At 63.9% G+C, this 22,595-nt stretch carries 21 protein-coding genes; 10 read left to right on the forward strand and 11 right to left on the reverse strand.

All coding sequences use genetic code 11. The features are described from left to right. The first annotated feature begins 52 nt into the window (after window positions 1-52). The 5 genes from JWR51_RS02895 to JWR51_RS02915 all read left to right on the forward strand — a co-directional run bounded on the left by JWR51_RS02895 (window position 53) and on the right by JWR51_RS02915 (window position 5,111). Entirely contained in the window at window positions 53-1,345 is a 1,293-nt protein-coding gene (locus JWR51_RS02895) for an extracellular solute-binding protein (RefSeq protein ID WP_299743409.1), read from the forward strand. 127 nt (window positions 1,346-1,472) lie between these two features. After that, the gene (locus tag JWR51_RS02900; RefSeq protein WP_299743411.1) at window positions 1,473-2,360 is read left to right on the forward strand and encodes a sugar ABC transporter permease; all 888 of its coding nucleotides are present in this window, start codon (window positions 1,473-1,475) and stop codon (window positions 2,358-2,360) included. Then, window positions 2,360-3,262, forward strand: coding sequence for a carbohydrate ABC transporter permease (locus JWR51_RS02905; protein WP_299743413.1), 903 nt, complete (start codon window positions 2,360-2,362; stop codon window positions 3,260-3,262). The genes JWR51_RS02900 and JWR51_RS02905 overlap by 1 nt, the downstream gene beginning before the upstream one ends. Window positions 3,263-3,278: 16 nt before the next feature. After that, window positions 3,279-4,355 carry an ABC transporter ATP-binding protein gene (locus tag JWR51_RS02910; protein WP_299743821.1) on the forward strand — a complete coding sequence of 359 codons (1,077 nt, stop codon included), beginning with the start codon at window positions 3,279-3,281 and terminating at the stop codon, window positions 4,353-4,355. 27 nt (window positions 4,356-4,382) lie between these two features. After that, on the forward strand, window positions 4,383-5,111 hold the full coding sequence (locus tag JWR51_RS02915) for a ThuA domain-containing protein (RefSeq protein WP_299743415.1): 729 nt from the start codon (window positions 4,383-4,385) through the stop codon (window positions 5,109-5,111). Window positions 5,112-5,120: 9 nt separating this feature from the next. Here the strand turns inward: JWR51_RS02915 and JWR51_RS02920 are convergent, their stop codons facing one another. The 6 genes from JWR51_RS02920 to JWR51_RS02945 form a co-directional block, all read right to left on the reverse strand. Further along, complete coding sequence (locus tag JWR51_RS02920) at window positions 5,121-6,113, reverse strand: asparaginase (protein WP_299743417.1); 993 nt, start codon at window positions 6,111-6,113, stop codon at window positions 5,121-5,123. A 51-nt stretch (window positions 6,114-6,164) separates the two neighbouring features. After that, window positions 6,165-7,727: a sulfite reductase subunit alpha gene (locus JWR51_RS02925; RefSeq protein WP_299743420.1), complete on the reverse strand. Its 1,563-nt coding sequence runs from the start codon at window positions 7,725-7,727 to the stop codon at window positions 6,165-6,167. Next, window positions 7,727-9,478, reverse strand: coding sequence for a NirA family protein (locus JWR51_RS02930; protein ID WP_299743423.1), 1,752 nt, complete (start codon window positions 9,476-9,478; stop codon window positions 7,727-7,729). Before JWR51_RS02930 ends, JWR51_RS02925 begins: the two co-directional genes overlap by 1 nt. A 6-nt stretch (window positions 9,479-9,484) precedes the next feature. Beyond that, the gene (gene nirC / locus JWR51_RS02935) at window positions 9,485-10,294 is read right to left on the reverse strand and encodes a nitrite transporter NirC (RefSeq protein WP_299743425.1); all 810 of its coding nucleotides are present in this window, start codon (window positions 10,292-10,294) and stop codon (window positions 9,485-9,487) included. Window positions 10,295-10,714: 420 nt separating this feature from the next. Then, window positions 10,715-11,899, reverse strand: a complete 1,185-nt coding sequence (locus JWR51_RS02940; RefSeq protein ID WP_299743428.1) for a CmpA/NrtA family ABC transporter substrate-binding protein — start codon at window positions 11,897-11,899, stop codon at window positions 10,715-10,717. Window position 11,900: 1 nt separating this feature from the next. Beyond that, entirely contained in the window at window positions 11,901-12,491 is a 591-nt protein-coding gene (locus tag JWR51_RS02945; protein ID WP_299743431.1) for an ANTAR domain-containing response regulator, read from the reverse strand. Window positions 12,492-12,699: 208 nt separating this feature from the next. On the opposite strand from JWR51_RS02945, the gene JWR51_RS02950 reads away from it, so the two are divergent. Beyond that, on the forward strand, window positions 12,700-13,377 hold the full coding sequence (locus JWR51_RS02950; protein ID WP_299743824.1) for a glutathione S-transferase family protein: 678 nt from the start codon (window positions 12,700-12,702) through the stop codon (window positions 13,375-13,377). A 40-nt stretch (window positions 13,378-13,417) separates the two neighbouring features. On the opposite strand, the gene JWR51_RS02955 is transcribed toward JWR51_RS02950, so the two are convergent. From JWR51_RS02955 to ltnD, 4 genes are read right to left on the reverse strand one after another with little or no spacing between them, the layout of a single operon-like run. Beyond that, entirely contained in the window at window positions 13,418-14,611 is a 1,194-nt protein-coding gene (locus JWR51_RS02955) for an MFS transporter (RefSeq protein WP_299743434.1), read from the reverse strand. A gap of 60 nt (window positions 14,612-14,671) precedes the next feature. Further along, the gene (locus JWR51_RS02960; protein ID WP_299743437.1) at window positions 14,672-15,661 is read right to left on the reverse strand and encodes an AraC family transcriptional regulator; all 990 of its coding nucleotides are present in this window, start codon (window positions 15,659-15,661) and stop codon (window positions 14,672-14,674) included. 42 nt (window positions 15,662-15,703) lie between these two features. After that, window positions 15,704-16,594: an NAD(P)-dependent oxidoreductase gene (locus JWR51_RS02965; RefSeq protein WP_299743440.1), complete on the reverse strand. Its 891-nt coding sequence runs from the start codon at window positions 16,592-16,594 to the stop codon at window positions 15,704-15,706. A 15-nt stretch (window positions 16,595-16,609) separates the two neighbouring features. Beyond that, window positions 16,610-17,566 (reverse strand): L-threonate dehydrogenase, encoded by a 957-nt coding sequence (ltnD, locus tag JWR51_RS02970; RefSeq protein ID WP_299743827.1) that lies wholly within the window; start codon window positions 17,564-17,566, stop codon window positions 16,610-16,612. 95 nt (window positions 17,567-17,661) lie between these two features. On the opposite strand from ltnD, the gene JWR51_RS02975 reads away from it, so the two are divergent. The 4 genes from JWR51_RS02975 to JWR51_RS02990 are packed head-to-tail and all read left to right on the forward strand — an operon-like array spanning window position 17,662 to window position 21,554. Further along, window positions 17,662-18,684, forward strand: coding sequence for a LacI family DNA-binding transcriptional regulator (locus JWR51_RS02975; RefSeq protein WP_299743443.1), 1,023 nt, complete (start codon window positions 17,662-17,664; stop codon window positions 18,682-18,684). 18 nt (window positions 18,685-18,702) lie between these two features. Continuing rightward, window positions 18,703-19,971: a 3-oxo-tetronate kinase gene (gene otnK / locus JWR51_RS02980; RefSeq protein ID WP_299743445.1), complete on the forward strand. Its 1,269-nt coding sequence runs from the start codon at window positions 18,703-18,705 to the stop codon at window positions 19,969-19,971. Next, entirely contained in the window at window positions 19,964-20,620 is a 657-nt protein-coding gene (otnC, locus tag JWR51_RS02985; protein ID WP_299743449.1) for a 3-oxo-tetronate 4-phosphate decarboxylase, read from the forward strand. The genes otnK and otnC overlap by 8 nt, the downstream gene beginning before the upstream one ends. A gap of 31 nt (window positions 20,621-20,651) precedes the next feature. Further along, window positions 20,652-21,554, forward strand: coding sequence for an NAD(P)-dependent oxidoreductase (locus JWR51_RS02990; RefSeq protein ID WP_299743452.1), 903 nt, complete (start codon window positions 20,652-20,654; stop codon window positions 21,552-21,554). Between the two features lie 40 nt (window positions 21,555-21,594). On the opposite strand, the gene JWR51_RS02995 is transcribed toward JWR51_RS02990, so the two are convergent. Beyond that, window positions 21,595-22,593: an ABC transporter permease gene (locus tag JWR51_RS02995; RefSeq protein ID WP_299743455.1), complete on the reverse strand. Its 999-nt coding sequence runs from the start codon at window positions 22,591-22,593 to the stop codon at window positions 21,595-21,597. Window positions 22,594-22,595 lie beyond the last annotated feature (2 nt).

Genomic DNA, 22,595 nt, shown 5'->3' on the forward strand with positions numbered 1-22,595 from the left:
TTGCAGTGTCAGATAGACGCCAGCAGCAAAACGGGCTGCACAGGGAGGAAAGATGAATAGATTGATCGCAGGTGGCCTTGCGGCCATCGCCATGAGCTTGCTTGCCAGCACAGCCAACGCCGAGACCTTGCGCGTCGCGCTGCATGGCCAGGCTGGTATCGATGCCTTTACCCCCACTGCCGAGCGCATCGAGAAGGAACTCGGCGTCACCGTCGAGATCGTCGAATACCCGGCGCCCGACAAGGACTACATGACCAAGCTGCTGACCGAGCTGGCTGCCGGCAATGCGCCGGACCTGTTCTCGATCCCCGGCGCTTCTGACGTCGCCGACATGGTCGCCGCCGGCTATCTCGCTCCGGTTGGTGCCGAGCTTGCGGCTTGGCCGGGGTACAAAGATTTCGTCGATGTGGCCAAGCAGCTTGCTGTCAGCCCCGATGGCGAGACCTATGTGATGCCCTATATCCTGGGCATCCAGCAGATCTACTTCCGCCGCGACGTGCTCGAAAAGGCCGGCATCTCGACCGAACAGCCCAAGAGCTGGGCGGACCTGCTCGATCGTGCCAAGGAAATCAAGGCTAAGACCGGTGCTTATGGCCTGCTGTTCCCAGCTGGCACCAGCTGGGGCGGCGGCGCCTTCGCCGAAGGCTTCTCGCATCTGATCATCGGCTCATCGACGCCCCAGATCGTCACCGACGACGGCAAGTTCGACCTGAACGGAAAAGGCGTTCTCGACGTCTTCCAGTTCTACAAGGACCTGATCGACAACGACCTGATGCCGGTCGACCCGCTGCTCGGACCTGAGCCCTGGGTGATCCCCAAGTATGAAATGTTCCCCAAGGGCGAGCTGGCTGCGACCACTTGCGGCTCCTGGTGCTACATTTTCGATTGGGGCCGCGAGAGCAAGAACCCGATCCCCGATGTGACCACGGTCGTGGGCACCTGGGCTGATCCGGGTCAGGAAAGTGGCGAATTCGTGCTGGCGGGTCTGGGTGCGCCCTGGGCCGTCAACGCCAAGTCTGCCAACCTCGAACTGGCCAAGAAGGCCCTGCTCGAAACCGGCTCGGTCGACAACCAGATCGAAACGGCTGCCCGCATCGGCAATATCCCATCCAGCAATGCCGTGCAGGCGGACCCGCGCTTCCAGGCACTGACGGAACTGGTTCCGATCCAGGCCGCCGCCAACCACGGCACCTATCTCAAGCAGGCGACCGGCATGTCCGCCGTATCTGAAGGCGTGGCTCGTGCCACCGAAGCCCTGCTGCGCAAGGAAACCGACGCTGCCGGCGCCCAGGCCATCCTGGTCGACTACGTCAAGCAGACGCTCGGCGACGAAGCGGTGAAATAAGCATCGATAGCTCCTCCTGCTCGATGCCTCGAGACGCGGCCGGTGGCCGCGTCTCTCTCCTCTTCGCAAAGCGTGGCGCCCGTGGCGTCGCTATCCCTCAACCTGATCCACCGATAGGCGGCAAGAGATGGCCTTCGACGCGTTCCAGAAGCGAAAAGAGCGGCAATTGCTGCGCCTGTTATTGCCGGCGCTGATCCCGCTGGCCGTGCTGGTGATCTATCCCGCCCTCTATTCGGTCTATCTGAGCATGACCAATGAGGCGCTGACCGGCCTTGCCGCCGCCAAACCGCGCTTTGTCGGCGTAGGCAACTACCTCCGCCTGTTCTCCGATGCGCGGTTCTGGAACTCGCTGTTCGTCACCTTCGTCTTCGTGGTCGGCTCGGCCATTATCGGCCAGTTCGTCATCGGCTTCATCGCGGCCCTGGCGCTGAAGCGAAAGATCGTCGGTAGTTCGGTGTTCGGCGCCGCGATCCTGTTGCCCAACGCCGCGCCCGAAGTGGTTGCCGGCTTCATGTGGATTTCCATGCTCGCCGGCGGCGACCACGCCACGCTGAGCAAGATCATGATCGCGCTGGGCCTGCCCTGGGCCGACTGGCTGCAGACTTTCCCGCTATTCATGGTCACCATGGTCAATACCTGGCGCGGCATCGGCACCGCCATGATCCTGCTCACCGCCGGGTTGAGCGCCGTGCCCACCGAAGTCTATGAGGCGGCGCGCATGGATGGGGCCAATCCGCGCCAGATGTTCATGCGCATCACCCTGCCGTTGATGGCGCCGACGATTTTCCTCTACATGCTGATCTCGACCGTTTCGACCATTTCGGTGTTCGGCCTGGTCTATGCGCTGACCCGCGGCGGTCCTGGCGGCAAGACCGAGGTAATCAGCGTTTACATTTACAACCAGTCCTTCACCAACTTCCAGCTCGGCTACGGCGCGGCTGGAGCTGTGGTGGCGCTCGTCGTGTCACTGGCCCTGGGCATCGCCTATGTCCGATCCTTGAAGGTGGAAGTCTGATGGCCGGCGTCAACTCTCCGCGCCAAGGCGCCTATACGGCCTTGGCCTATGTCACACTGATCATCATTTCGATCTTCTGCCTGCTGCCCTTCGTCTGGATGGCGCTGGCCTCGGTGGACAGCAACGCGCAGCTGTTTCTCAAATGGCCCGATAGCTGGACCTTCGACAATTACATCCGGGTGTTCGCCACGGAGAACGGCACGCGCTGGTTCGCCAATTCGCTGTTCACCGTGCTGAGCGCCACTATTCTGGTGGTGATCATTTCCGGGCTCGGCGGCTATGCGCTGTCGCGGTCCAAGGCCTGGTGGAAGCAGCCCTTTCTCTACGGCATCCTGCTGATCCGGGTCTTGCCGTCCACGGCGCTGCTGGTACCGCTCTACAAAATCCTGCTGACGGCCAATAACGGCATGGGCTCGCTGGTGCGTCCGTTGGCGGGCGAAAACTACCGCGCCATTATGCAGATGGTCGGTTTCATCGATGGTTATCTGGGCCTGATCATCGTGCTGGCCACGGGGCAGTTGCCGCTGGCGCTATGGATCATGAAGGTGTTCTTCGACGGCGTGCCCAAGGACTACGAGGAAGCTGCCATTCTCGATGGCGCCACGCTGGTGCAGCGCATCCACCGCGTGCTGATCCCGCTGGCTTTGCCGGGGCTGGCGGCGGCCGGGCTGTTCGCCTTCATGTCAGCCTGGGGCGATTTCCTGCTGCCGCTGATTCTGTTGTCCTCGCCTGAATTGCAGACTCTGCCGATCGGCCTGTTCCGCGCGTTCCTGCGGGTCAACGAGATCGACTATGGCCTCCTGGCAGCCATTGCCACCATCTATCTCATCCCCGCCGTCATCGCGTTCAGCTTCGCGCGGCGGTACCTGGTTCAAACCTTCTCCGGCGGCGTCAAAGGCTAAAGTGATGACCACTCCCATGATTCAACTGTCCGGCGTGCGCAAAAGCTTTGGTGCGGTCGGCGTTATCCAAGGCGTAGATATCGAGGTCGAGGATGGCGAGTTCTCCGTCTTCGTCGGTCCCAGCGGCTGCGGCAAGTCGACCCTGCTGCGCATGATCGCGGGGCTCGAATCCATCGACGGCGGCGATTTGGTCCTCAACGGCCAGCGTATCAACGACGTGCCGCCCGACCAGCGCGGCATCGCCATGGTGTTCCAGTCCTATGCGCTCTATCCGCATATGACGGTGGCGCAGAATATCGGCTTCTCGCTCGATCTCAAGAAAGTGCCCAAGGCGGAAATCGCCAGGGAAGTCGGCCGCGTTTCGGAATTGCTGCAGCTCTCGGATCTGCTGAATCGGCGCCCGGCGGAACTGTCCGGCGGCCAGCGCCAGCGCGTCGCCATCGGCCGCGCCATCATCAAGCGGCCGCGCGTGATCCTGTTCGACGAGCCGCTGTCCAATCTCGATGCCGCCCTGCGCGTGCAGATGCGCGCCGAATTGCAGAAGCTGCATCAGGAACTGCGCCCCACCATCGTCTACGTGACCCACGATCAGGTCGAGGCCATGACCATGGCCACGCGCATCGTCGTGCTCAACAAGGGCCGGGTGGAGCAGTGGGATACGCCCATCGAGCTCTACAATAACCCCGTCAACACATTCGTGGCCGGCTTCATCGGCTCACCGCGCATGAATCTGGTTGCAGGCCACATCGTCGGCAATGCGTCGACGCAGCATTTCAAAGCCAATGCCGGCTGGATGGTAAGCATGGATGGTCGCTCACTGGCCGGAGTTGTCGGGCAGCAGGTCACTCTGGGCATTCGCCCGGAAGATATCCGCCCGGTCGCGAGCGCCGGCGAGGCCGATATGCAGGCCAGCATCGCCATCGTCGAGCGGCTCGGCGCCGAGACCTATCTCAATGTGCGCAACGGCGAAGACACGCTTCTGGTCCGCGCCCAGGGCGATCTTGCCATGAAGCCCGGCGAAGTCGTGCAGCTCGCCATGAACCACGCAGCCTTTCACCTGTTCGATCAGTCCAACAACGTCATCGCGGCCTGATCCCGCTATCATCTACGGAGACTCCCCGTGACTATTCGCCTGACCATGTGGAACGAAGGCCGCCACGAAAAGAACGACGCGCCGGTCGCCAAGATCTATCCCGATGGGATGGACGGCGCGCTGGCCGCCGGGCTGACCGATCGCGACTTCACCATCGAGCGCCGCACTATCGACGACGAAGAGCAGGGGCTGACCCAGGAATTGCTGGACCGTACCGACGTTCTGACCTGGTGGGGCCATGTCGCCCATGACGAGGTCGAGGACAAATATATCGACCGCGTGCAGCAGCGCGTGCTGGCGGGCATGGGCCTCGTGGTCCTCCACTCCGGCCACCACTCCAAGATGTTCCGCCGCATGATGGGCACCAATTGCAACCTGGCATGGCGCGAGCTGCCCGAGGGCGATCTGGAGCGCGTGTGGGTGACCAATCCGGCCCATCCGATCGCCGACGGCATCCCGCCGTTCTTCGAGATTCCGCAGTCGGAAATGTATGGCGAGCCCTTCGATATTCCGGCGGCCGACGAGATCATTTTCATGAGCTGGTACAAGGGCGGCGAAGTGTTCCGCTCGGGCCTGACCTTCTATCGTGGGCTAGGGCGCATCTTCTACTTCTCGCCCGGCCACGAGACGTTCCCGATCTACCACAATCCGATGGTGCAGAAGGTCATCGGCAATGGCATCGAATGGGCGATGCGTCCGCATACCGGCGCGCGCAAGCTAGACAACTGGCACCGCAAGGAGCCGATCCACCGCTAGGGCGAAGGCTCAATAGGTGCGGAAGATGCGGGCGATTTCTTCGGGATCGCGGGTTTTGGTCAGCGCTAAAGCCAGCAGCAGCCGCGCTTTTTGCGGGTTGAGATTGTCCGTGGTCAGGAAACCCAGTTCGCGCAGTCGCGTGCTGCGATGAACGACGCCGCTGCCGGCGCGGCTTGATTGCATGATGATGACGCCGGCCGCATGGGCGCGGGCCATGGCGTCGGCCTGGGCCGGGGTCGACATGCCGGGGGCGAAACCGGCGGAGATGATGCCTTGGGCGCCGGCGGCGGCGAAGGCGTCGATGTCGGCCCCGTCGGCGCCAGCATAGGAGTAGCTGATGTCGACACGGGGCAGGGCAGCGAGGGCCGTCAGGTCGAATTCGGTATTGGGTGCGATGGTTCGCTCGGTTCGGCGATAATAGGCGACGAATTCGCCATCGACATAGCCGAGCATGCCGAAATCGGGGGCGCGGAAGGTTTGCAGGCGGACGGTGGCGGTCTTTGTCACCTCGCGGGCGGCGTGGATTTCGTCGTTGAGCACGACCAGCACGCCGCGGCCGAGCGAGTCCGGCGAGGCGGCGACGCGGACGGCGTTGAGCAGGTTCATATGGGCGTCGCTGCCTAGCGCGCTGAGGGGGCGTTGCGAGCCGACGAGGACGACGGGAATGTCGATTTTGATAGTCAGACCAAGCACATAGGCGGTCTCCTCCAGCGTCGCCGTGCCATGCCCGATGACGACGCCGGCCAGGTCTGGATGCTCGGCGACCAGCGTGCTGCACAGCGCTGCCAGCGCCTGCCATTGGGGAAAATAGATGCTGGGGCTGGGGACGGAGGGGAAGGGGACGGCGAAGACGTGGGCGATTGAGGCCAATTCGGGGATGCGGGCGAGGATGTCGCCGCCCGGGATCAGCATGTTATTGGCGCCGTAGTCGAGGATGTCGAGCGGGGTCTTGCCGAGTGAGGCAATGGTGCCGCCGGTGCCGATGAATGCGATCTTTTTCATGTGAGCTATCCTCCGCCGAGGAGGATAGCGACACGCTGGTGACTCGGCTAGTCAATAGACATCGCTTTGATAACGCTGCGTTTTCTTGAGGTTGGCGACGAAGGCTTTAGCTTGTTCCTCGCCCAAGCTGCCATGCGTTGCGACGATGGAGACCAGGGAGGATTCGACGTCTTTGGCCATGCGCTTGGCGTCGCCGCAGATGTAGAAGTGTGCACCTTCGGTTAACCATTGGTACAGCTCGGCACCGGCTTCGATCATCTTGTGCTGGACGTAGGTTTTCTGGGCGCCGTCGCGGGACCAGGCGAGGGACAAATTTGCCAGCATGCTGGATTTCTTCATCGCTTCCAGTTCGTCGGAATAGAAGAAATCGGTGGCTTCGCGCTGGTGGCCGTAAAACAGCCAGGCTTTGCCCGGCGCAGCGACCGCCTGACGCTCCTCAAGGAAGGCACGGAAGGGGGCGATGCCGGTGCCGGGGCCGACCATGATGATGGGAGTGGCGGGATCGGCAGGCAGGGCGAAGTTATGCGCCTTTTGCACATAGACCAAAACATCTTCGCCGGTATCGGCGCGGTGGCCGAGGAAGGTGGAGGCGCACCCGTGGCGGGTGCGGTCGGCGATGTCGTAGCGGACGACGTCCACGGTGAGGGTGACTTGGCCGGGCACCGTCTTGGGGGATGAGGAGATCGAGTAGAGGCGTGGCTGCATTGGTTCGAGCACTTCGATCAGCGCTTCGGGATCGGGGTGGATGCCGGGGAACTTTTGCAGGGCGGCGAGGACGTCGAGTGTGGCGATATCGCCGTCGGGGTCTTCGCCGCGCGACAGGGCCTGGGCTTTCTTGCGGCGCTCGCCGCCGGTCAGGTAGGAAATGAAGGTGAACAGCGAGTCTGGGGCGAGGCCCAGCGAGGTGTCCTCGATCAGCACGTCGCGAAGGCTGCGGTCAGCGATAGGAAAGTCGGCGGGGATATCGAGCGCGGCGAGAATGGCGTCGGCCAGTTCGGGCGGATTTTTGGCGAAAACGCCGAGGCTGTCGCCGGCTTCGTAATCGAGCGCAGAGGCGGACAGGTCGATTTCGACATGCATGGTGGTCTTTTCCGAGCCTTCGCCATTGAGGCGGCGGCGCGAGAGCAGGCGGGCGGCGACGGGATGGGTGCGGGAGCGGCCGGGCAGGCTGGTGGTTTCTGGCTTGGCGGGCTTGACCTCTTCGGGATCGAGCACGCCGCCGCCCATTTCTTCGACGAGGGTCTTGAGCATGCGGGCGGTGGCCTTGCCGCCGGGAACGCAGAGATTGAGGCGCGGTTCGGCCTGTTCGGTGATGGCACTGGCATAGTTGGCGCAGCTATAGCCGCATTGGCCGCAATCCTGCTGGGCCATGGCGGCCATCATGCGCTGCTTGAGCGGGCGCACGGCGGCCATGGCCATGCGGTCGTCGATGGGCAGGGACGGGTCCTTCCAGGGCGTGCTGGTGTCTTCCTTGGGGGCCGATACTTCGGCGATCGGAGGCTGGGATTTCAGCAGCGTCTCGAAGAAGAAGCCGTTGAGCCATTTGCGCTGCTGTTCGCTGAACGGCGCATTGGCGGGGATGATCTCGATGGGGGCGGCGACGTGGATGCTCATCAGGCAGGCTCGCTGGCGAGAGTTTTGAGGGTGGCGACATCGTGGCGATTGGCAAAGGCGAAGAAGCTTTCGGCGTCGTGATCGCGGTGTCTGAGATAGGCGCCGAGCAGGCTTTCGACGGCGCTGGGGCAGTCCTCGCTGGGAATGTCGCGGAAGATTTCGCGGCCGATCTTGGCATCGGCGCCACTGCCGCCGCCGACGTAGATGTGGAAGCCCTCGACGGGCTCCTGGTCTTCGCCGGGAGTGATCTTGCAGGCGACCAGGCCGATATCGCCGATATAGTGCTGGGCACAGGAATGGTGGCAGCCGGTGAGGTGGATATTGACCGGCTGGTCCATGGTGAGGCGCGCCTCGACCTGGGTGGCGATCAGCTCGGCGGCGCCCTTGGTGTCGGAGGCGGCGAACTTGCAGCCGGTATTGCCGGTGCAGGAGACGAGGCCGGCGCGGATCGGGGTGGCGGTGGTGGCGAGGCCGAGGGTCTCGATGGCGGCGACGGCGTCGGCGACGCGGGCATCGGGGACACCTGACAGCAGCAGGTTCTGCCAGACGGTGAGGCGAATATCGCCGTCGCCGAATTGCGCCGCGATTTCGGCGAGGCCGCGCATCTGGATGGCGGTCAGCTTGCCGCTCGGCAGCACGACGCCGATCCAGTTGAGGCCGGCCTGCTTCTGCGCATGCGCGCCGATATGGGCGAGGCGGTCGGGCTGTGCGCGATCCTTAACCAGATCATCGGCGATGCGGGTCAGCGGGGTGCCCAGCGTTTCCTCGACGGCGGCGAGGAATTTTTCAAAGCCCCAGGCGTCCAGCAGGTATTTGAGGCGGGCCTTGGTGCGGTCGGTGCGGTCGCCGTGGTCGATGAAGACGCGCACGATGGCGTCGGCAACGCGGGTGGCGTCGGCCGGCCTGAGATAGACGCCGGTGGGGCGGGCGAAATCCTGGTGGCCGGTAATGCCGCCAAGGGCCAGGCGGAACCAGACGCCGGGCTCGACCCCGCCGCCCTCGACCACTTCCACGGCCTGGAAGCCGATATCATTGGTGTCTTCCAGCGCCGCTATCTTGCCGGCGCCGTCGAAGGCGACGTTGAACTTGCGCGGCAGGCCATGCAGCGTGCGATTGTTGAGCACGTGATAGTGCCACTCGCGGGCATAGGGGCGGGTATCGAGCAATTCCTGCGGGTCGATGCCGGCGGTGGGGGTGCCGGTGACATTGCGGATGTTGTCGGCGCCCGAGCCTTTGGTGTGGAGGCCCAGATCCTGGATCGCCTCGATCAGGCTGACGGCCTTTTCGGCGGGGATTTCGCGGATCTGAAAATTGGCACGGGTGGTGATGTGGGAATAGCCGCCGCCATGGGTGGTGGCGAGCATGGCCAAGCCCGCCAATTGCCAATGGTTCAAAATGCCATTGGGCAGGCGCAGGCGGCACATATAGGAATTCTGATTGGGCGCCACATAGAACAGGCCGTGGAAGCGCCAGCGGAAATTGTCCTGCGGCTTGGGGTATTGGCCGCTTTCGGCCTGCGTCTTCATGCGGGCATAGGCATCGTGGGGGTGTTCGTCGCGCTTGAAGATTTCCTGATCGACCAGCGTGCGGCCCTCGGCCTCGGTGCGCGCCATGGCCTTGAGGTGGGGCGCATCGGGGCCGACCGGTTCGGCCGGGGCGGCAGAGCCACCTCCGGCCGAGCGGGCCGCGTTCATGCCCGCGACGAGGCCTGCGAGATAACGGCGCTGTTCGGGGCTGAAATCGCTGTCCATGCTGGATTACTCCGCGGGAACGGTGGTGGCGGGGACGGTGGCGGAGAGGCGTGCCTGCTTGCCATTGGCCAGAAAATAGGCGCCGCCCATGAACACCACGCCGGCAATCACATTGCCCAGGGTGACGTAGCCCAGATTGTAGATCGCGCCGCCCAGGGTGACGGTATCGGGATGGGGCGCCAGCAGGGCGATGGCGAAGACCGTCATATTGGCGACGGAGTGCTCGTAGCCGCTGGCGATGAAGGCAAACAGGCACCAGAAAATCATGATGGCCTTACCGGCATCATCCTTGGCGCGGGCGGCGCTCCAGATGGCGAGGCACACCAGCCAGTTGCAGAGAATGCCGCGGGCGATCAGTTCGAGCGGGGCGGCGTGCATCTTGGCGGCGGCGACGGTGAAAATCATGTCGGCGCCGGTTTTGAGGATTTGGCCGCCGCCGCCCATGATGAAGAGGGCGGCCACGAGGACCGAGCCGATCAGGTTGCCGGCCCAAGTCATCACCCAGGAACGGCCGAGGCCCGACATCGGCACCGTGCCGCGGAGGACGCCGATGGTCATGATCATGGTGTGGCCGGTGAACAGTTCGGCGCCGGCGAAAATCACCAACGATAGGGCGATGCCGAAGCTGGCACCCATCACCAGCGGGCGGATCGAGGCATCGACCAATTGGCCGAGGCTGAAAATCAGGATGATGGCGAGGCCCACATAGGCGCCGGCCATGGCCGAGCCGATCATGAAACCAACTGGATTATCGCGAATAGCACGGACTTTTGCGGCGGCGGTGTCGGCGAACTGGTCGATGCTGGATTGATACATTGTCGTCCCCTTTTGCGTGAGCCAAAACGAAAAGGCCGCCAACGGGACAACCCCCCGGACGAGCCGGGGGAATCCTGTTGGCAGCCTTGCCTATCTGCGGCGCCCGTCATTGGACGCCAAACCGATGCGATTGCTCGCTTCGACCTGGATATTGCAAGGGGCGTGCCAGTTGGGGAGGGTTAGTATTATCAGTGGGTTAGGGGATTTGGCGCGGTGCTGGATTGATAGAGGGGCGCACAAATGGGCGGCATATTGGTTATTATTTGAGCGGTGTGGCGATATGATTATATTTTAACCACCCATCATCCGGGTCATTCCCGCGCAGGCGGGAACCTCTGTTTTGGATGGCTGGCGAAGGAACGGAGGTCCCCGCCTGCGCGGGGATGACCCGGTGGGTGGCGGCTATGCCGCGGGTGTTGTTTAGAGCGGTGCGGACCAGTCGAAACGGGTGCCGTCGAAGAAGCCGTCGGGGAATTGTAGCAGGGGGCCGGCGGGGGTGGCCAGTTCCAGGGGTTTGGTGATCAGGCCGTCGATCTTGTAGTCGTCCGGGGGCATTGGAACGCCCAGCGGCGCGAGGGCAGCGCGATAGAGGTCGGGGCGGAACGATGCGGCGGCCAGCGCCAGGTTTTGTGGGCTGGCTTGCACCTGGCCCCAGCGGACCATCTGCGCGTAGAACCAGACGGCATGGCTTTTCCAGGGGAAGTTGGCGGCGCCGGCGTACGGCACGTAGAAGCGCTCGACCTGGCGGGTGGCACCAGCACCGATGGCGAGATGGCCGGTGAGGGCACCGCCGACCAGGTCGGCTGGTTGGTCGAGGAATTGCGGCTGCGCCATGATCCGCGCGGCTTCGGGCAGGTTGGCGGGGGCGCTGCACCAGAGGGCGGCGTTGTGCAGGGCGCGGATCAGCGCGGCGAGGGTATCCGGGTTGGCATCGGCCCAGGCGGCGCGCATGCCGAGGACTTTATCGGGGCTGGAGCGCCAGATGCGCGACTTGGTGGTGACGATGCGGCCATGGCCGGCGCGGACGGCGACGCCGCCCCATGGCTCGCCGACGCAGTAGCCATCGATGGCGCCAGAGGCCAGCGCATCGGGCAGCAAAGGTGGCGGCAGGACGACGATTTCGACGTCGCGATCGGGCACGACGCCGCTGGCGGCGAGCCAGTAGCGCAGTTCGTGATTGTGGGAGGAATCCTGATGCACCACGCCGAAGCGCAGGCGGCGGGGGGAGGCGTGGACGGCGGCGGCGAGGGCCAGGCCGGTGGTGGCGGGATCGAGATCGTCGGTGGCGCCGTGGGCGATCATCTGCGCCCAGAGGTCGAGGCTGACCGTGACCGCGTTGCCGCCATGGCCGAGCGCCATCGCGGCGATGAAGGGCACTGGCAGCGGCGACAGGCCGAGATTGGCGGCGATCGGCATGGGCGCCAGCATGTGGGCGACATCGAAATGGCCGACGCCGACACGATCGCGGATATTGGCCCATGAGGTTTCGCGCACGAGCCGCAGCGACAGGCCTTCGGCTGCGGCAAACCCCTGTTGCTCCGCGACCACCAGCAGCATGCTATCGGTCAGCGGCATGAAGCCGGCGGCGATGATGGTTTGGCTCATCTCATGGCTCCAGCAGGCCCGCGGCGGTGATCAGGCTTTGGGCGATATCGGCCATGCGCTTGTTCTGGTTCATCGCCGTCTTGCGCAGCAGGGCATGGGCCTCGGCCTCGCTGATATTGCGCGAGCGCATCAGGATGCCCTTGGCCTGTTCGATCACCTTGCGGTCTTCCAGCTCGCTGCGGGCTTGCTGCAATTCGCGCTTGAGGGCCGAGAAGGCGTTGAAGCGGCTGATCGCCATATCGAGGATCGGCTTGACGCGCTCCTTGCGCAGGCCATCCACGATATAGGCCGAAACGCCCGCGGCGACCGCCGCCTCGATGGACGAGGTATCGGAGCGATCGACGAACATCGCGATCGGGCGTTCGAGCGCGCGCGACAGGGAGAAGAAGTGCTCCAGCCGGTCGCGGTTGGGATTTTCGAGGTCGATCATAACGACATCAGGCGCCACCTGTTCCACCACGCGGGCGACGGCGTCGATGTCCACCACCACTGCAACGCGGTTATAGCCGGCCTCGCGCAGGCCTTCCTCGATGATCGACGCACGGATGCGATTGTCGTCGATGATGAGTATGGACAGGTCGGGCTGGTTCACGCGTGCATTCTGGCTGAGTGGCGCGAACAAGCAAGGGGCGGTTGTGCATGCGACGTCTGCGGGAGAGCGCAGATTCGTTTTGCCAAGTGGTACTGAAATGGAAGTTGGTTACGTAAAGGCACCGAATAACGCATGGCTATGCCTCCCGGCGGGGCGGCGGAACTGTTAGCCTTGCGGCCCTCCTCTCCCTCTTCGTCCCCAAAGGGCTATCATGGCTAAACTTACTCTCATCAGCTTTCCGACCTGTCCGTTCGTGCAGCGCGCCGTTATCGCTCTCAAAGAGAAGGGCGTCGATTTCGACGTGACCTATATTGACCTGGCCAACAAGCCCGATTGGTTCCTGGCGCTGTCGCCGCTGGGCAAGGTGCCGGTGCTCAAGGTCGAGCGCGACGGGCATGAGCCGGCTATCGTGTTCGAAAGCGCGGTTATCCTGGAATATCTCGAAGAGACCGCTGCGGGCGTGAAGTTGCATCCGGCGGATCCGCTGGAGCGGGCGCAGCACCGGTCGTGGATGGAGTATGGCTCGCAATTGCTGGGCGATATTTTCAAGTTCAACAGCGCCAAGGATGTCACCGAGCTGGATGCGGCGCGGCAGGGCGTGCTGGCCAAGTTCAAGCGGCTGGAGGATACGGTGACCGGGCCGTTCTTCGCGGGCGAGCAGTTGAGCTATGTGGATACGGTGTTTGCGCCGGCCTTCCGCCAGCTCGATGCGCTGGAGACGGTGGTGCATACGGGGCTGTTCGACGGGTTCCCCAAGTTGCAGGTGTGGCGCCAGGCGCTGGCGGAGCGGCCGAGTGTCAAGGCAGCGGTGCCAGACAATTTCGTGGAGCTGCATCTGGCGCGGTTGCGCAACAATGAGGCGCAGGTGCTGAAGTTGGCCGCCTGAAGCAAGATTGCCGGCAGCGGTGACGCTGCCGGCATTTTGGTTATTTGCGGGGCTGGAGCAGGGCCAGAACCATGGTCGATGCGGCGAGGACTGCGGCAAAGGCCAGCGTGCCGACGACGCCGTAGCCGTCCACGATAGCGCCGCCCACAAAGGCGCCCACCGCGATGGAGACCTGGAAGCAGACAACCATCAAGCTGCCGGAGGCTTCGAGCGCATCGAGCGCGGCGCGCGACAGGTTGGTTTGCAGCACGATCGGCGCGGTGCCGAAGGCGAAGCCCCACAGGGCCACGAAGCCGAAGGCGGTGCCGCTATGCATGCCCCAGAGCAGCAGGGCCAGGGTGGCGACTGCCAGGGTTACGCCGGTGACGATGAGGCCAACGCGGACATTGGTATCCGCCATGCGACCGCCGACGACATTGCCGATGACACTGGCGACGCCATAGCCCAGCAGCGCCCAAGCCACCGATGTAGCGGGAAGCTGGGTGACCTGCTCGAGGAAAGCGCGGACATAGACGAAGCCGGCGAAATGGCCAGTGACCAGCAGCAGCACGGCGAGCATGCCGAGCTGGACGCCGCGCCGGCTCATCAGGCGGAAGATTTCGCCGAGGGTCGTGCCTTTGCCGGCGGGCAGGCTGGGCAGGCTGACCAGTTGCAGCAGCATGGCGATGGCCGCCGCGCCCGCGGTGGCCGCCATGGCGGTGCGCCAGCCGAACCAGTCGCTGACCACGGCGCCGATCGAGGGGGCGGCGATAGTGGCGAGCGATACGCCGACGAAGATGATGGACATGCCGCGGCCGAGTGCGTTGACGCCGACTAGCCGGGCGACGACGGCGGCGGAGAGTGACCAGAACCCGCTCAACGCAATGCCGAGGCCAGCCCGTCCAAGGAGCAGTATCCAGAAGTCGGTCGCCATGGCGGCGACGATATTGGAAATGATTGCGAGGGCGCTGAGGCCGACCAGCACGGTCTTGCGGTTCAGCTTGCCGATGGCGACATTGGCGAACAGCGCGGCGACCGCACCGACGCTGGCGGTGGCGGTGACCACTTGTCCGGCGGTGCCTTCGCTGATGCCGAGGTCAGCCGCCATCGGGGTGAGCAGGCCGGCAGGCAGGAACTCGGCCGAAACCAGCGCGAAAGTGGCGACCGCCATGGAGACGACGGCGAGCTTGGTGCTGGTGCTCCACCGGTCGCCGGCAGAGGCGGCGCCGCCCAGCGGTAATGTCGTGTCAGTCATTGAAGAGCCTCCAAAGTTTGGAGGGCTTTCATAAACGAGCCGCACCGGACGATATGTATCCTAAAGTCCGAATTCTATGACCGTTTGTCCGGAAGGTTCCCGCCGGACCGCGCCGGGCGAGGCGCCGGTGGTGCGCTTGAAGGCGCGGGCGAACGAGGCTTCGGACTCATAGCCCAGCCGGGCGGCGACTTCGGCGACCGCCGTGCCGCTCTGGCCGAGCCATTCCTGGGCCAGTTGCATGCGCCAGCGTGTCAGGTAATGGGCGGCGCCTTCGCCCAGCAGCGCGCTGAAGCGCTCGGCAAAGACCGAACGCGACTGCCCGGCGACGCCGGCTAGGCTCTCCACCGTCCAGTTATTGCCGGGGTCCCGGTGCATGGCAGCGAGCGCGCGGCCCACATGCACGTCGCGGATGGCAGCCAGCCAGCCGGTGGTCGAAGAACTGGTGCAATCGACCCAGCAGCGGATCAGCCGCGCGGTCAACAGATCGGCCATGCGCGACAGGATGGTGGCACCACCCATGCGGGGCTGCGCGGCCTCGGCGGTCATCGCGGCGAGGAGGGGGCCGACCATGGGGTCGTTGGCGGCTATGTCGCGGCTTTTGATGATCGACGGCATCAGGCTGATCAAGGGATGCAATGCGCGGGCGCCCAGCGCCATCGAGCCGACGAACAGCGTACTGGTCGCCCCGGTGCCATCCTGCACCATCTCGCACACATTGCCGCCGAAGCGCGTCACCTGGCAGCTCTTGAGCGTATCGCCGGCGACATCGGGGGCGCTGGCCAGGCGATGGGCATTACCCTGCGGCAGCAGTACCAGATCGCCGTCGTTCAGCTCCTGCCAGCCATATTCTTCAGTATGAATCCAGCATGGACCCTTGCTGACGAAGTGGAACCGCAGCAGCGGCTGTTCGGCAAAGCCAATGCCCCAGGGATGCTGCAACTCACAGCGCCCATAGCTGACGCCGCTGAGGCGAAAGTCCTGCAGGACCTCGCTCAGCGCATCCATGGGGACGGCGGACGGCAGATAGGGGTCGGACGAATGGTCAAGCATGGTGCTATTATATGCACTGACCGTCCAGCCGGCAAGCTGCGATCAGCCGACGTATTTATGCCAGTTGTGCTGCTCCCTAAAGCCCAGCACGTCGCGGATTTTCTTGTTGGAGATCGGCGCTTCGCGCTCGCCCATTGCCCGGGTCACCGGAGAGTTCGGGGCATATTTCCGCAGTGCCTCGGCGGTCGTTTCGTTGGTGGTGATCTCGTCGTTGACGGCGTTGAATACCTGATAGCCGAGGCCATCCTTGGCAATGCAGAGGTCAACAATCTGGCCGAGGTCGCGGGCATCGATATAGCTCCACGCATTGCGCTTGCGCGATGCGGGGTTGGCGAGGAAGCCGGGGAACATGGAGTATTCGTGCGGCTCGATGACGTTGCCGATGCGCAGCGCATAGATGTCGATACCGCTCCGCATGGCGAAGGCGCGGGCGGTCTTTTCGTTGACGACCTTGCTCAGGCCGTAGGAGTCCATCGGATCGCTGTCATAGTCTTCCTCGAGCGGAAAACTGTGAAAATCCTTGTCGCCCTCGGCAAAGCAGACGCCGTAGGTGGTTTCACTGGAAGCGATGATGACCTTCTTGATGCCCAGCTTCACAGCCGCTTCGATGACGTTGTAGGTCGAGTTCACATTGGCGGTGAAGGTGGTGTTATCGGGCCGCAGCAGCACGCGCGGCACGGCGGCGAAATGCACCACGGCGTCGATGGGGGCCGGGCCATTGCCGGTGGTGAAGCCATCGAAATCGAAATGCATCGAGAGCGCGTTGAAGGTCTGGCCGCTATCGGTGAGGTCGGTGACGACGGTGTTGACGCCAGGCTGGTTGAGCGGCACCAGATCGAGATTGAGTACCTTGTGGCCCTTGTCGAGCAGGTAGGGCACGACATGGCGGCCGGCTTTGCCGCTGCCGCCGGTGAAGACGATGCGCTTGGTCATGAAGATCTCCGATAGTCAGTTGGTTTTGGCGGCGGGCAAGTCCACGCCGGTGATCTGGGCAATGAGGCGGGCCGGGGAGGCGTCGTCGTCGCGCCCCATGCCGGCGGCGGCGGTCGCGAGGAACAATTGCAGCGCCGAGGTGGCGATGGGCAGCGGGAAGGTTTCGGCGCGGCCGATATCGCTGACGATGCCAAGGTCCTTGGTGAAGATATTGACCGCGCTTTTGGGCGCGTAATCGCCATCCAAAATGTGCGGCACGCGGTTTTCGAACATCCAGGAATTGCCGGCCGAGGCGGTGATCACTTCATAGACCTTGGCGATATCCAGCCCCAGCTTGCTGGCAAAGGTGATGGCTTCGCAGGCGGCGGCGATATGCACGCCGGCCAGCAGTTGGTTGACGATCTTGAAGGAGGCACCGATGCCGGCCTCGTCGCCAAGTTCATAGACCTTGCCGGCCATGATATCGAGGGCGGGGCGCGCGGCGGCGAAAGCCTCGGGCGTGCCGGAGGCCATGAATGTAAGTTCGCCGGTATTGGCGCGCGCGGCGCCGCCGCTCATCGGGGCATCGAGATAGAGTAGGCCGTGCTCAGCGCAGCGGGCGCCGAAGGCCTTGGCGGCGGCAGGCGCCATGGTGGCGCAGGAGATGATGACGCTGCCAGACGCCATGGCGGCGACGATGCCGTTGTCGCCGAACAGCACGGTTTCGGTTTGGGCGGCGTTGACGACGACGACCACAGCGATGCTGGCATCGCTGGCGGCGTCGGCGGGATGGGTTGCGGCGCGGCCGCCTTCGACGGACAGGGCCGCTACGGCTTGTGTCGAGGGATCATAGCCGCTGACGGTATGGCCGGCGCGGAGCAGCGATTTGGCCATGCCCAGACCCATCGAGCCGAGGCCGATCACGGCGATAGTGGTGGTCATTGCCCGTTGTCCTTTGTGGCGATCGGGAGCCGATAAGCGATTGCGGCCGATCGGTTTGGCGATTATGTTAGCGCTGTCATTGGATGGCGATCATGACCATGCTCAGCCCGCCAAGTCAACAATTTTGCCGAGGATAGACTGAACCCATGGGTGCCAAACGGCTGTCGGGACGACAACGGGGAGTGACGCTGGCCGACGTGGCGCTGCTGGCGCAGGTCAGCGAAATCACCGTGTCGCGCATCCTGCGCAATCATGGGCCGATCGGCGCGGACACGCGCGAGCGGGTGATGGCAGCCGTGCGTGAGACGGGCTACGTGCCCAACCGGCTGGCGGGCGGGTTGGCGTCGTCGGGCTCCAAGCTGGTCGGCGTCATCGTGCCGTCGCTGACCAATATCGTCTTCCCCGAAGTGCTGGGCGGTATTCGTTCGGCGCTGCAGGGCACCGGCTTTCAGGCCGTCATCGCAGTCAGCGATTATGATCTCGCGACTGAGCAGGAACTCATCGCCTCGCTGCTGGCCTGGAAGCCCGAGGCAATGGTGATCGCGGGGCTGGACCATACCGACATCGCGCGTGCAATGCTGGTGGGCAGCGGCGTGCGCATCGCCGAGGTGATGGAAATCGACAGCCAGCCCATCGACTTGGCCGTGGGCCTTTCGCATCGGCAGGCGGGGTTCGATACGGGGCAATACTTGTTGGGCCGGGGCTATCGTCGGTTCGGCTATGTGGGCCACGATTGGACGAGCGACCACCGCGCTAAGCTGCGCTATGACGGGCTGGTCGCTGCCCTTGCGGAGGCCAAGGTGGAGCTGCTGGAAACTTGCCGTTTCGACGGGCCGAGTTCGATCGGCGCCGGCCGCGGTATGCTGGCGCAAATCCTGACGCAAAAGCGCGACCTCGACGTGGTGGTGTTTTCCAATGACGACATGGCGACCGGCGGGGTGTTCCACTGCCTGGGCGCGGGCATTCGGCCGAAGCAGGATTTGGCGTTGTTCGGGTTCAATGGGCTCGATGTCGGCCAGGCGCTGCCGACGCCGCTATCCACCGTGCGCTCCAACCGTTTCCTGATCGGCAAGACGGCGATCGAGAAGCTGCTGGGACAGCGCCAGCGGCCGGAAATGCCTGAAATCATCGACACCGGCTATGAGATCATTGCGGGCGCGACCGCCTGACTATTCGAGGATTTTTGGATGCTGCTTGGAGCTATCGCGGACGACCTGACCGGGGCCACCGACCTGGCGCTGATGCTGGCGCGTAACGGCATGAAGACCGTGCAATATATCGGCGTGCCGCCGGAGGGGACGGATTTCGGCGATGCGGAGGCGGTGGTGGTGGCGCTGAAATCGCGCACCATTCCGGCGGACGAGGCCGTGGCGCTGTCGCTGGCGTCCGCGCGGGCGCTGCTGGCAGGCGGGACGGAGCAGGTCATCTTCAAATATTGCTCGACCTTCGACTCTACCGACGCGGGCAATATCGGCCCGGTCGCCGAGGCACTGCTCGAGCTGCTCGATGCGCCCATCGCCATTGCCTGCTCCGCCTTCCCGGCGGCGGGGCGGTCGATTTACATGGGGCACCTGTTCGTCGGGCAGGTTCTGTTGTCAGACTCGCCGATGAAGGATCATCCGCTGACCCCGATGCATGACGCCAATCTGGTGCGGGTGCTGCAGAGGCAAGCAAAGGGCAAGGTCGGCCTGATCCCGCTGTCTGTGATCGAGCAGGGCGCCGACGCCGTGCGCGCCGCGGTTGATGCGGCGCAGAAATCGGGGCATCGCTTGATGATTGCCGATGCGGTGCGGGACCAGGATTTGCGGGTGCTGGGCGCGGCGCTCGCCGATGCGCGGCTGATCACCGGCGGCTCGGGCATTGCCATGGGGCTGCCGGACAATTTCCGGCGTCAGGGCCGCATAGGCACGACGCCGCTGCCGTCACGGATGCAGGCGCCCAAGGGCCGTTCGGTGATCCTGGCCGGATCATGTTCGGCGGCGACGCGCGGGCAGGTCGCCACTGCCATCGCGGCGGGGAGCCCGGCCTTGCGGATCGTGCCGCTTGAAGTGGCATCGGGTGCGCAGACCGCAGCGTCCATCGCCGAGTGGGTTATCGCCAATGCGGGGGTAAGACCGCCATTGATTTATTCCAGCGACGCTCCCGAGGCGGTCAAGGCCGTGCAGGAGCAACTCGGTCGGGAACGCGCGGGCACGCTGGTGGAGCATTTGTTGGCCGAGGTCAGCATTATGCTGCGCGATGCGGGGTTTTCGCGCTTCATCGTCGCCGGGGGTGAAACCTCCGGCGCGGTGGTGGAAGCCCTCGGCACGCGGGCCTTGCAGATTGGGCCGGAAATCGCGCCCGGCGTGCCCTGGACGCGTAGCATCGGCGCACCCGATCTGGCTCTTGCGCTCAAATCGGGTAACTTTGGTGCGCCCGATTTCTTCGTGACCGCATGGGATATGCTCGATGACTGACTCCATCCGCCACGCGGAAAACCTGGCCCGTGACGAGATCGCCAAGGTGGGAAAGTCGCTGTTCGACCGGGGGCTGACCTTTGGTTCGACCGGCAATATCAGCGTAAAACTGGCCGATGGCGGCTGGCTGATGACGCCGACCAATGCATCGCTGGGCAATCTCGACCCGGCGCAACTCTCGCGCTTTGACGCAGAAGGCCAGCATATCGGCGGCGGCCAGCCGACCAAGGAGGCAGTGCTGCATCTGGCCATGTATGGCGAGCGCGCCGATGCGGGCGCGGTAGTGCATTTGCACTCGACCCATTCGGTGGCGGTCAGCGTGATCGAGGGGCTCGATCCGGCCGATTTGTTGCCGCCGTTGACGGCCTACTATGTGATGCGGGTCGGGCGGTTGCCGCTGGTGCCGTATCTGCCGCCGGGCGATCCGAGCCTGGCGCGCGCGGTGGGCAAGCTGGCGGGGGCGCATCATGCGGTGCTGCTGGCCAATCACGGGCCGGTGGTGGCGGGCACGACGCTGGCCAATGCGCAATATGCCACCGAGGAGTTGGAGGAGACGGCCAAGCTGTTCCTCATGCTGCGCGGCATGCCGATCAAGCCGCTGACGCCGGAACAGGCTGACGAATTGCGGCAACGCTACAATCTCAAATAGGCGACGAAGTCGCTGCTTACGGAGGATTTCTATGTTTGACGCACGCGAAACCATCGGCTTTATCGGCCTTGGCATGATGGGCCATGGCATTGCCAAGAATATCGTCGAGAAGGGCTATAAGCTGACCGCCATGGCGCATCGCAATCGTGTCCCGCTCGATGATCTGATCACGCGTGGCGCGACTGAGGCCGGCTCGGTAGCCGACTTGGCCAAGGCGTCGACCGTCGTGTTCCTCTGCGTCACCGGCTCGACTGAAGTCGAGGCATTGATGCGTGAGCCCGATGGGCTTGCAGCCAATCTCAAGCCCGGCTCGATCGTGGTGGATTGCTCCAGTTCCGATCCGACCTCGACCGTCGTGATTGCTGCCCAGCTCAAGGCCTCTGGCATTGATTATGCCGATGCACCTCTGAGCCGTACGCCCAAGGAGGCCTGGGAGGGCACGCTGGATACGATGGTGGGTGCGGAGGACGCGGTGTTCGCGCGGCTACAGCCAATCCTGGCGACTTGGGCTGGCAAGATCGTGCATATCGGCGGGATCGGCGATGGGCACCGGATGAAGCTTTTGAACAATTTCATCTCGCTGGGCTATGGGGCGATTTACGCCGAGGCGCTGGCGCTGGCGGACCGGGTGGGGATTTCGGCGGAGCGGTTTGACTCTGTCATTCGCGGTGGGCGGATGGATTGCGGGTTCTACCAGACGTTCATGAAGTTCACACTGGAGGGCGACCGCGAAGCGCACAAGTTCAGCTTGGCCAATGCATTCAAGGATTTGCGCTATCTGGAATCGATGGCTAACGGGGCGGGGCTGGTGAACAGCGTGGGCAATGCGGTGAAGAATTCTTACGGCGTGGCGATCGCGGCTGGTGGAGCGGCGGACTATGTGCCGATGTTGCCGGGGTATATCGATCAGCTCAATGGGGGCGGGATGGAGTAAAGCCAGAGCGGAGCTCGCGAGAGCTCCGCTCCTGATCCTGTCACTCCGAAGAGCGCAACTGCCGGACCCGTTCGAAGGCCACGGCGATGATGATGCACCCGCCGATGAAGGCGCCTTGCCAGAAGGCATTGATGCCCAAAAGGCCCAGGCTGTTGCGGATGATTTCGATCAGTGCAGCGCCGATCAGGGCGCCAATGGCGGTGCCGACGCCGCCGACGAGGCTGGCGCCGCCGATGACGGCGGCGGCGATGACCTGTAGTTCCATGCCGGTGCCGATATTGGTTGTGACGGCACCCAGCCAGCCGGTCTGGATGATGCCCGCAATGCCGGCCGACAGCGCCGATATCATATAGACGGCGACCTTGATGGGCCGGACGGGGACGCCAGTCAGCGTTGCGGCCTGTTCATTGCCGCCGATGGCGTAGAGATGGCGGCCGAACTTGGTCCAGCGCAGGATGAAGCCGACGATGATCGCCAGCGCGATCATGTACAGAACCGGATTGGCGATGCCGAACAGCCAGGCGCCGCCGCCCAGGTCGAGCAGGCGCGCGTGATCGGGGCCAAATTCGAACACCACGGTATTGTTGGATGCCACCATGGCCAGGCTTCGCGCGATCGACAGCATGCCCAGCGTGACCACGAAGGGTGGAAACCCCAGATAAGCGATCAGCACCCCGTTGAAGGCGCCCACCGCCAACGACGTGACGATGGCCACGGCGATGCCGATTTCCAAGCCATATCCGGCATGCATGGTGATCGCCAGCATCATCGAGGAGAGGCACAACACCGAGCCGACCGACAGGTCGATGCCGCCGATGATGATCACCATGGTCATGCCCAGCGCGATGATGGCGGTGAAGGTGACGTTGCGGGTAATGTTGAAGATGTTCTTGGAGGTGGCAAACGAGTCCGTTGCGAATGACAGGAATATGCAGGCTGCCAGGATGGCGACGAACACCCAGAACACCTGGCTGCGCAGCATCAGGGCCAGAGGCGTGTGGGTTTTTTGCGCGATGGTCTGATCGAGTGTGATTGTCATGT

The sequence above is a fragment of the Devosia sp. genome (assembly GCF_028290625.1).
In the GTDB taxonomy this organism is placed as follows: Bacteria; Pseudomonadota; Alphaproteobacteria; order Rhizobiales; family Devosiaceae; genus Devosia.

Excerpts from the sequence above, each read along its gene's own strand:
- JWR51_RS02895 (WP_299743409.1), top strand. The coding sequence starts at position 53 with ATGAATAGATTGATCGCAGGTGGCCTTGCGGCCATCGCCATGAGCTTG.
- JWR51_RS02900 (WP_299743411.1), top strand. The coding sequence starts at position 1,473 with ATGGCCTTCGACGCGTTCCAGAAGCGAAAAGAGCGGCAATTGCTGCGC.
- JWR51_RS02905 (WP_299743413.1), top strand. The coding sequence starts at position 2,360 with ATGGCCGGCGTCAACTCTCCGCGCCAAGGCGCCTATACGGCCTTGGCC.
- JWR51_RS02910 (WP_299743821.1), top strand. The coding sequence starts at position 3,279 with ATGATTCAACTGTCCGGCGTGCGCAAAAGCTTTGGTGCGGTCGGCGTT.
- JWR51_RS02920 (WP_299743417.1), bottom strand. The coding sequence starts at position 6,113 with ATGAAAAAGATCGCATTCATCGGCACCGGCGGCACCATTGCCTCACTC.
- JWR51_RS02925 (WP_299743420.1), bottom strand. The coding sequence starts at position 7,727 with ATGAGCATCCACGTCGCCGCCCCCATCGAGATCATCCCCGCCAATGCG.
- JWR51_RS02930 (WP_299743423.1), bottom strand. The coding sequence starts at position 9,478 with ATGGACAGCGATTTCAGCCCCGAACAGCGCCGTTATCTCGCAGGCCTC.
- nirC (WP_299743425.1), bottom strand. The coding sequence starts at position 10,294 with ATGTATCAATCCAGCATCGACCAGTTCGCCGACACCGCCGCCGCAAAA.
- JWR51_RS02940 (WP_299743428.1), bottom strand. The coding sequence starts at position 11,899 with ATGAGCCAAACCATCATCGCCGCCGGCTTCATGCCGCTGACCGATAGC.
- JWR51_RS02955 (WP_299743434.1), bottom strand. The coding sequence starts at position 14,611 with ATGACTGACACGACATTACCGCTGGGCGGCGCCGCCTCTGCCGGCGAC.
- JWR51_RS02960 (WP_299743437.1), bottom strand. The coding sequence starts at position 15,661 with ATGCTTGACCATTCGTCCGACCCCTATCTGCCGTCCGCCGTCCCCATG.
- JWR51_RS02965 (WP_299743440.1), bottom strand. The coding sequence starts at position 16,594 with ATGACCAAGCGCATCGTCTTCACCGGCGGCAGCGGCAAAGCCGGCCGC.
- JWR51_RS02975 (WP_299743443.1), top strand. The coding sequence starts at position 17,662 with ATGGGTGCCAAACGGCTGTCGGGACGACAACGGGGAGTGACGCTGGCC.
- otnK (WP_299743445.1), top strand. The coding sequence starts at position 18,703 with ATGCTGCTTGGAGCTATCGCGGACGACCTGACCGGGGCCACCGACCTG.
- otnC (WP_299743449.1), top strand. The coding sequence starts at position 19,964 with ATGACTGACTCCATCCGCCACGCGGAAAACCTGGCCCGTGACGAGATC.
- JWR51_RS02990 (WP_299743452.1), top strand. The coding sequence starts at position 20,652 with ATGTTTGACGCACGCGAAACCATCGGCTTTATCGGCCTTGGCATGATG.
- JWR51_RS02995 (WP_299743455.1), bottom strand. The coding sequence starts at position 22,593 with ATGACAATCACACTCGATCAGACCATCGCGCAAAAAACCCACACGCCT.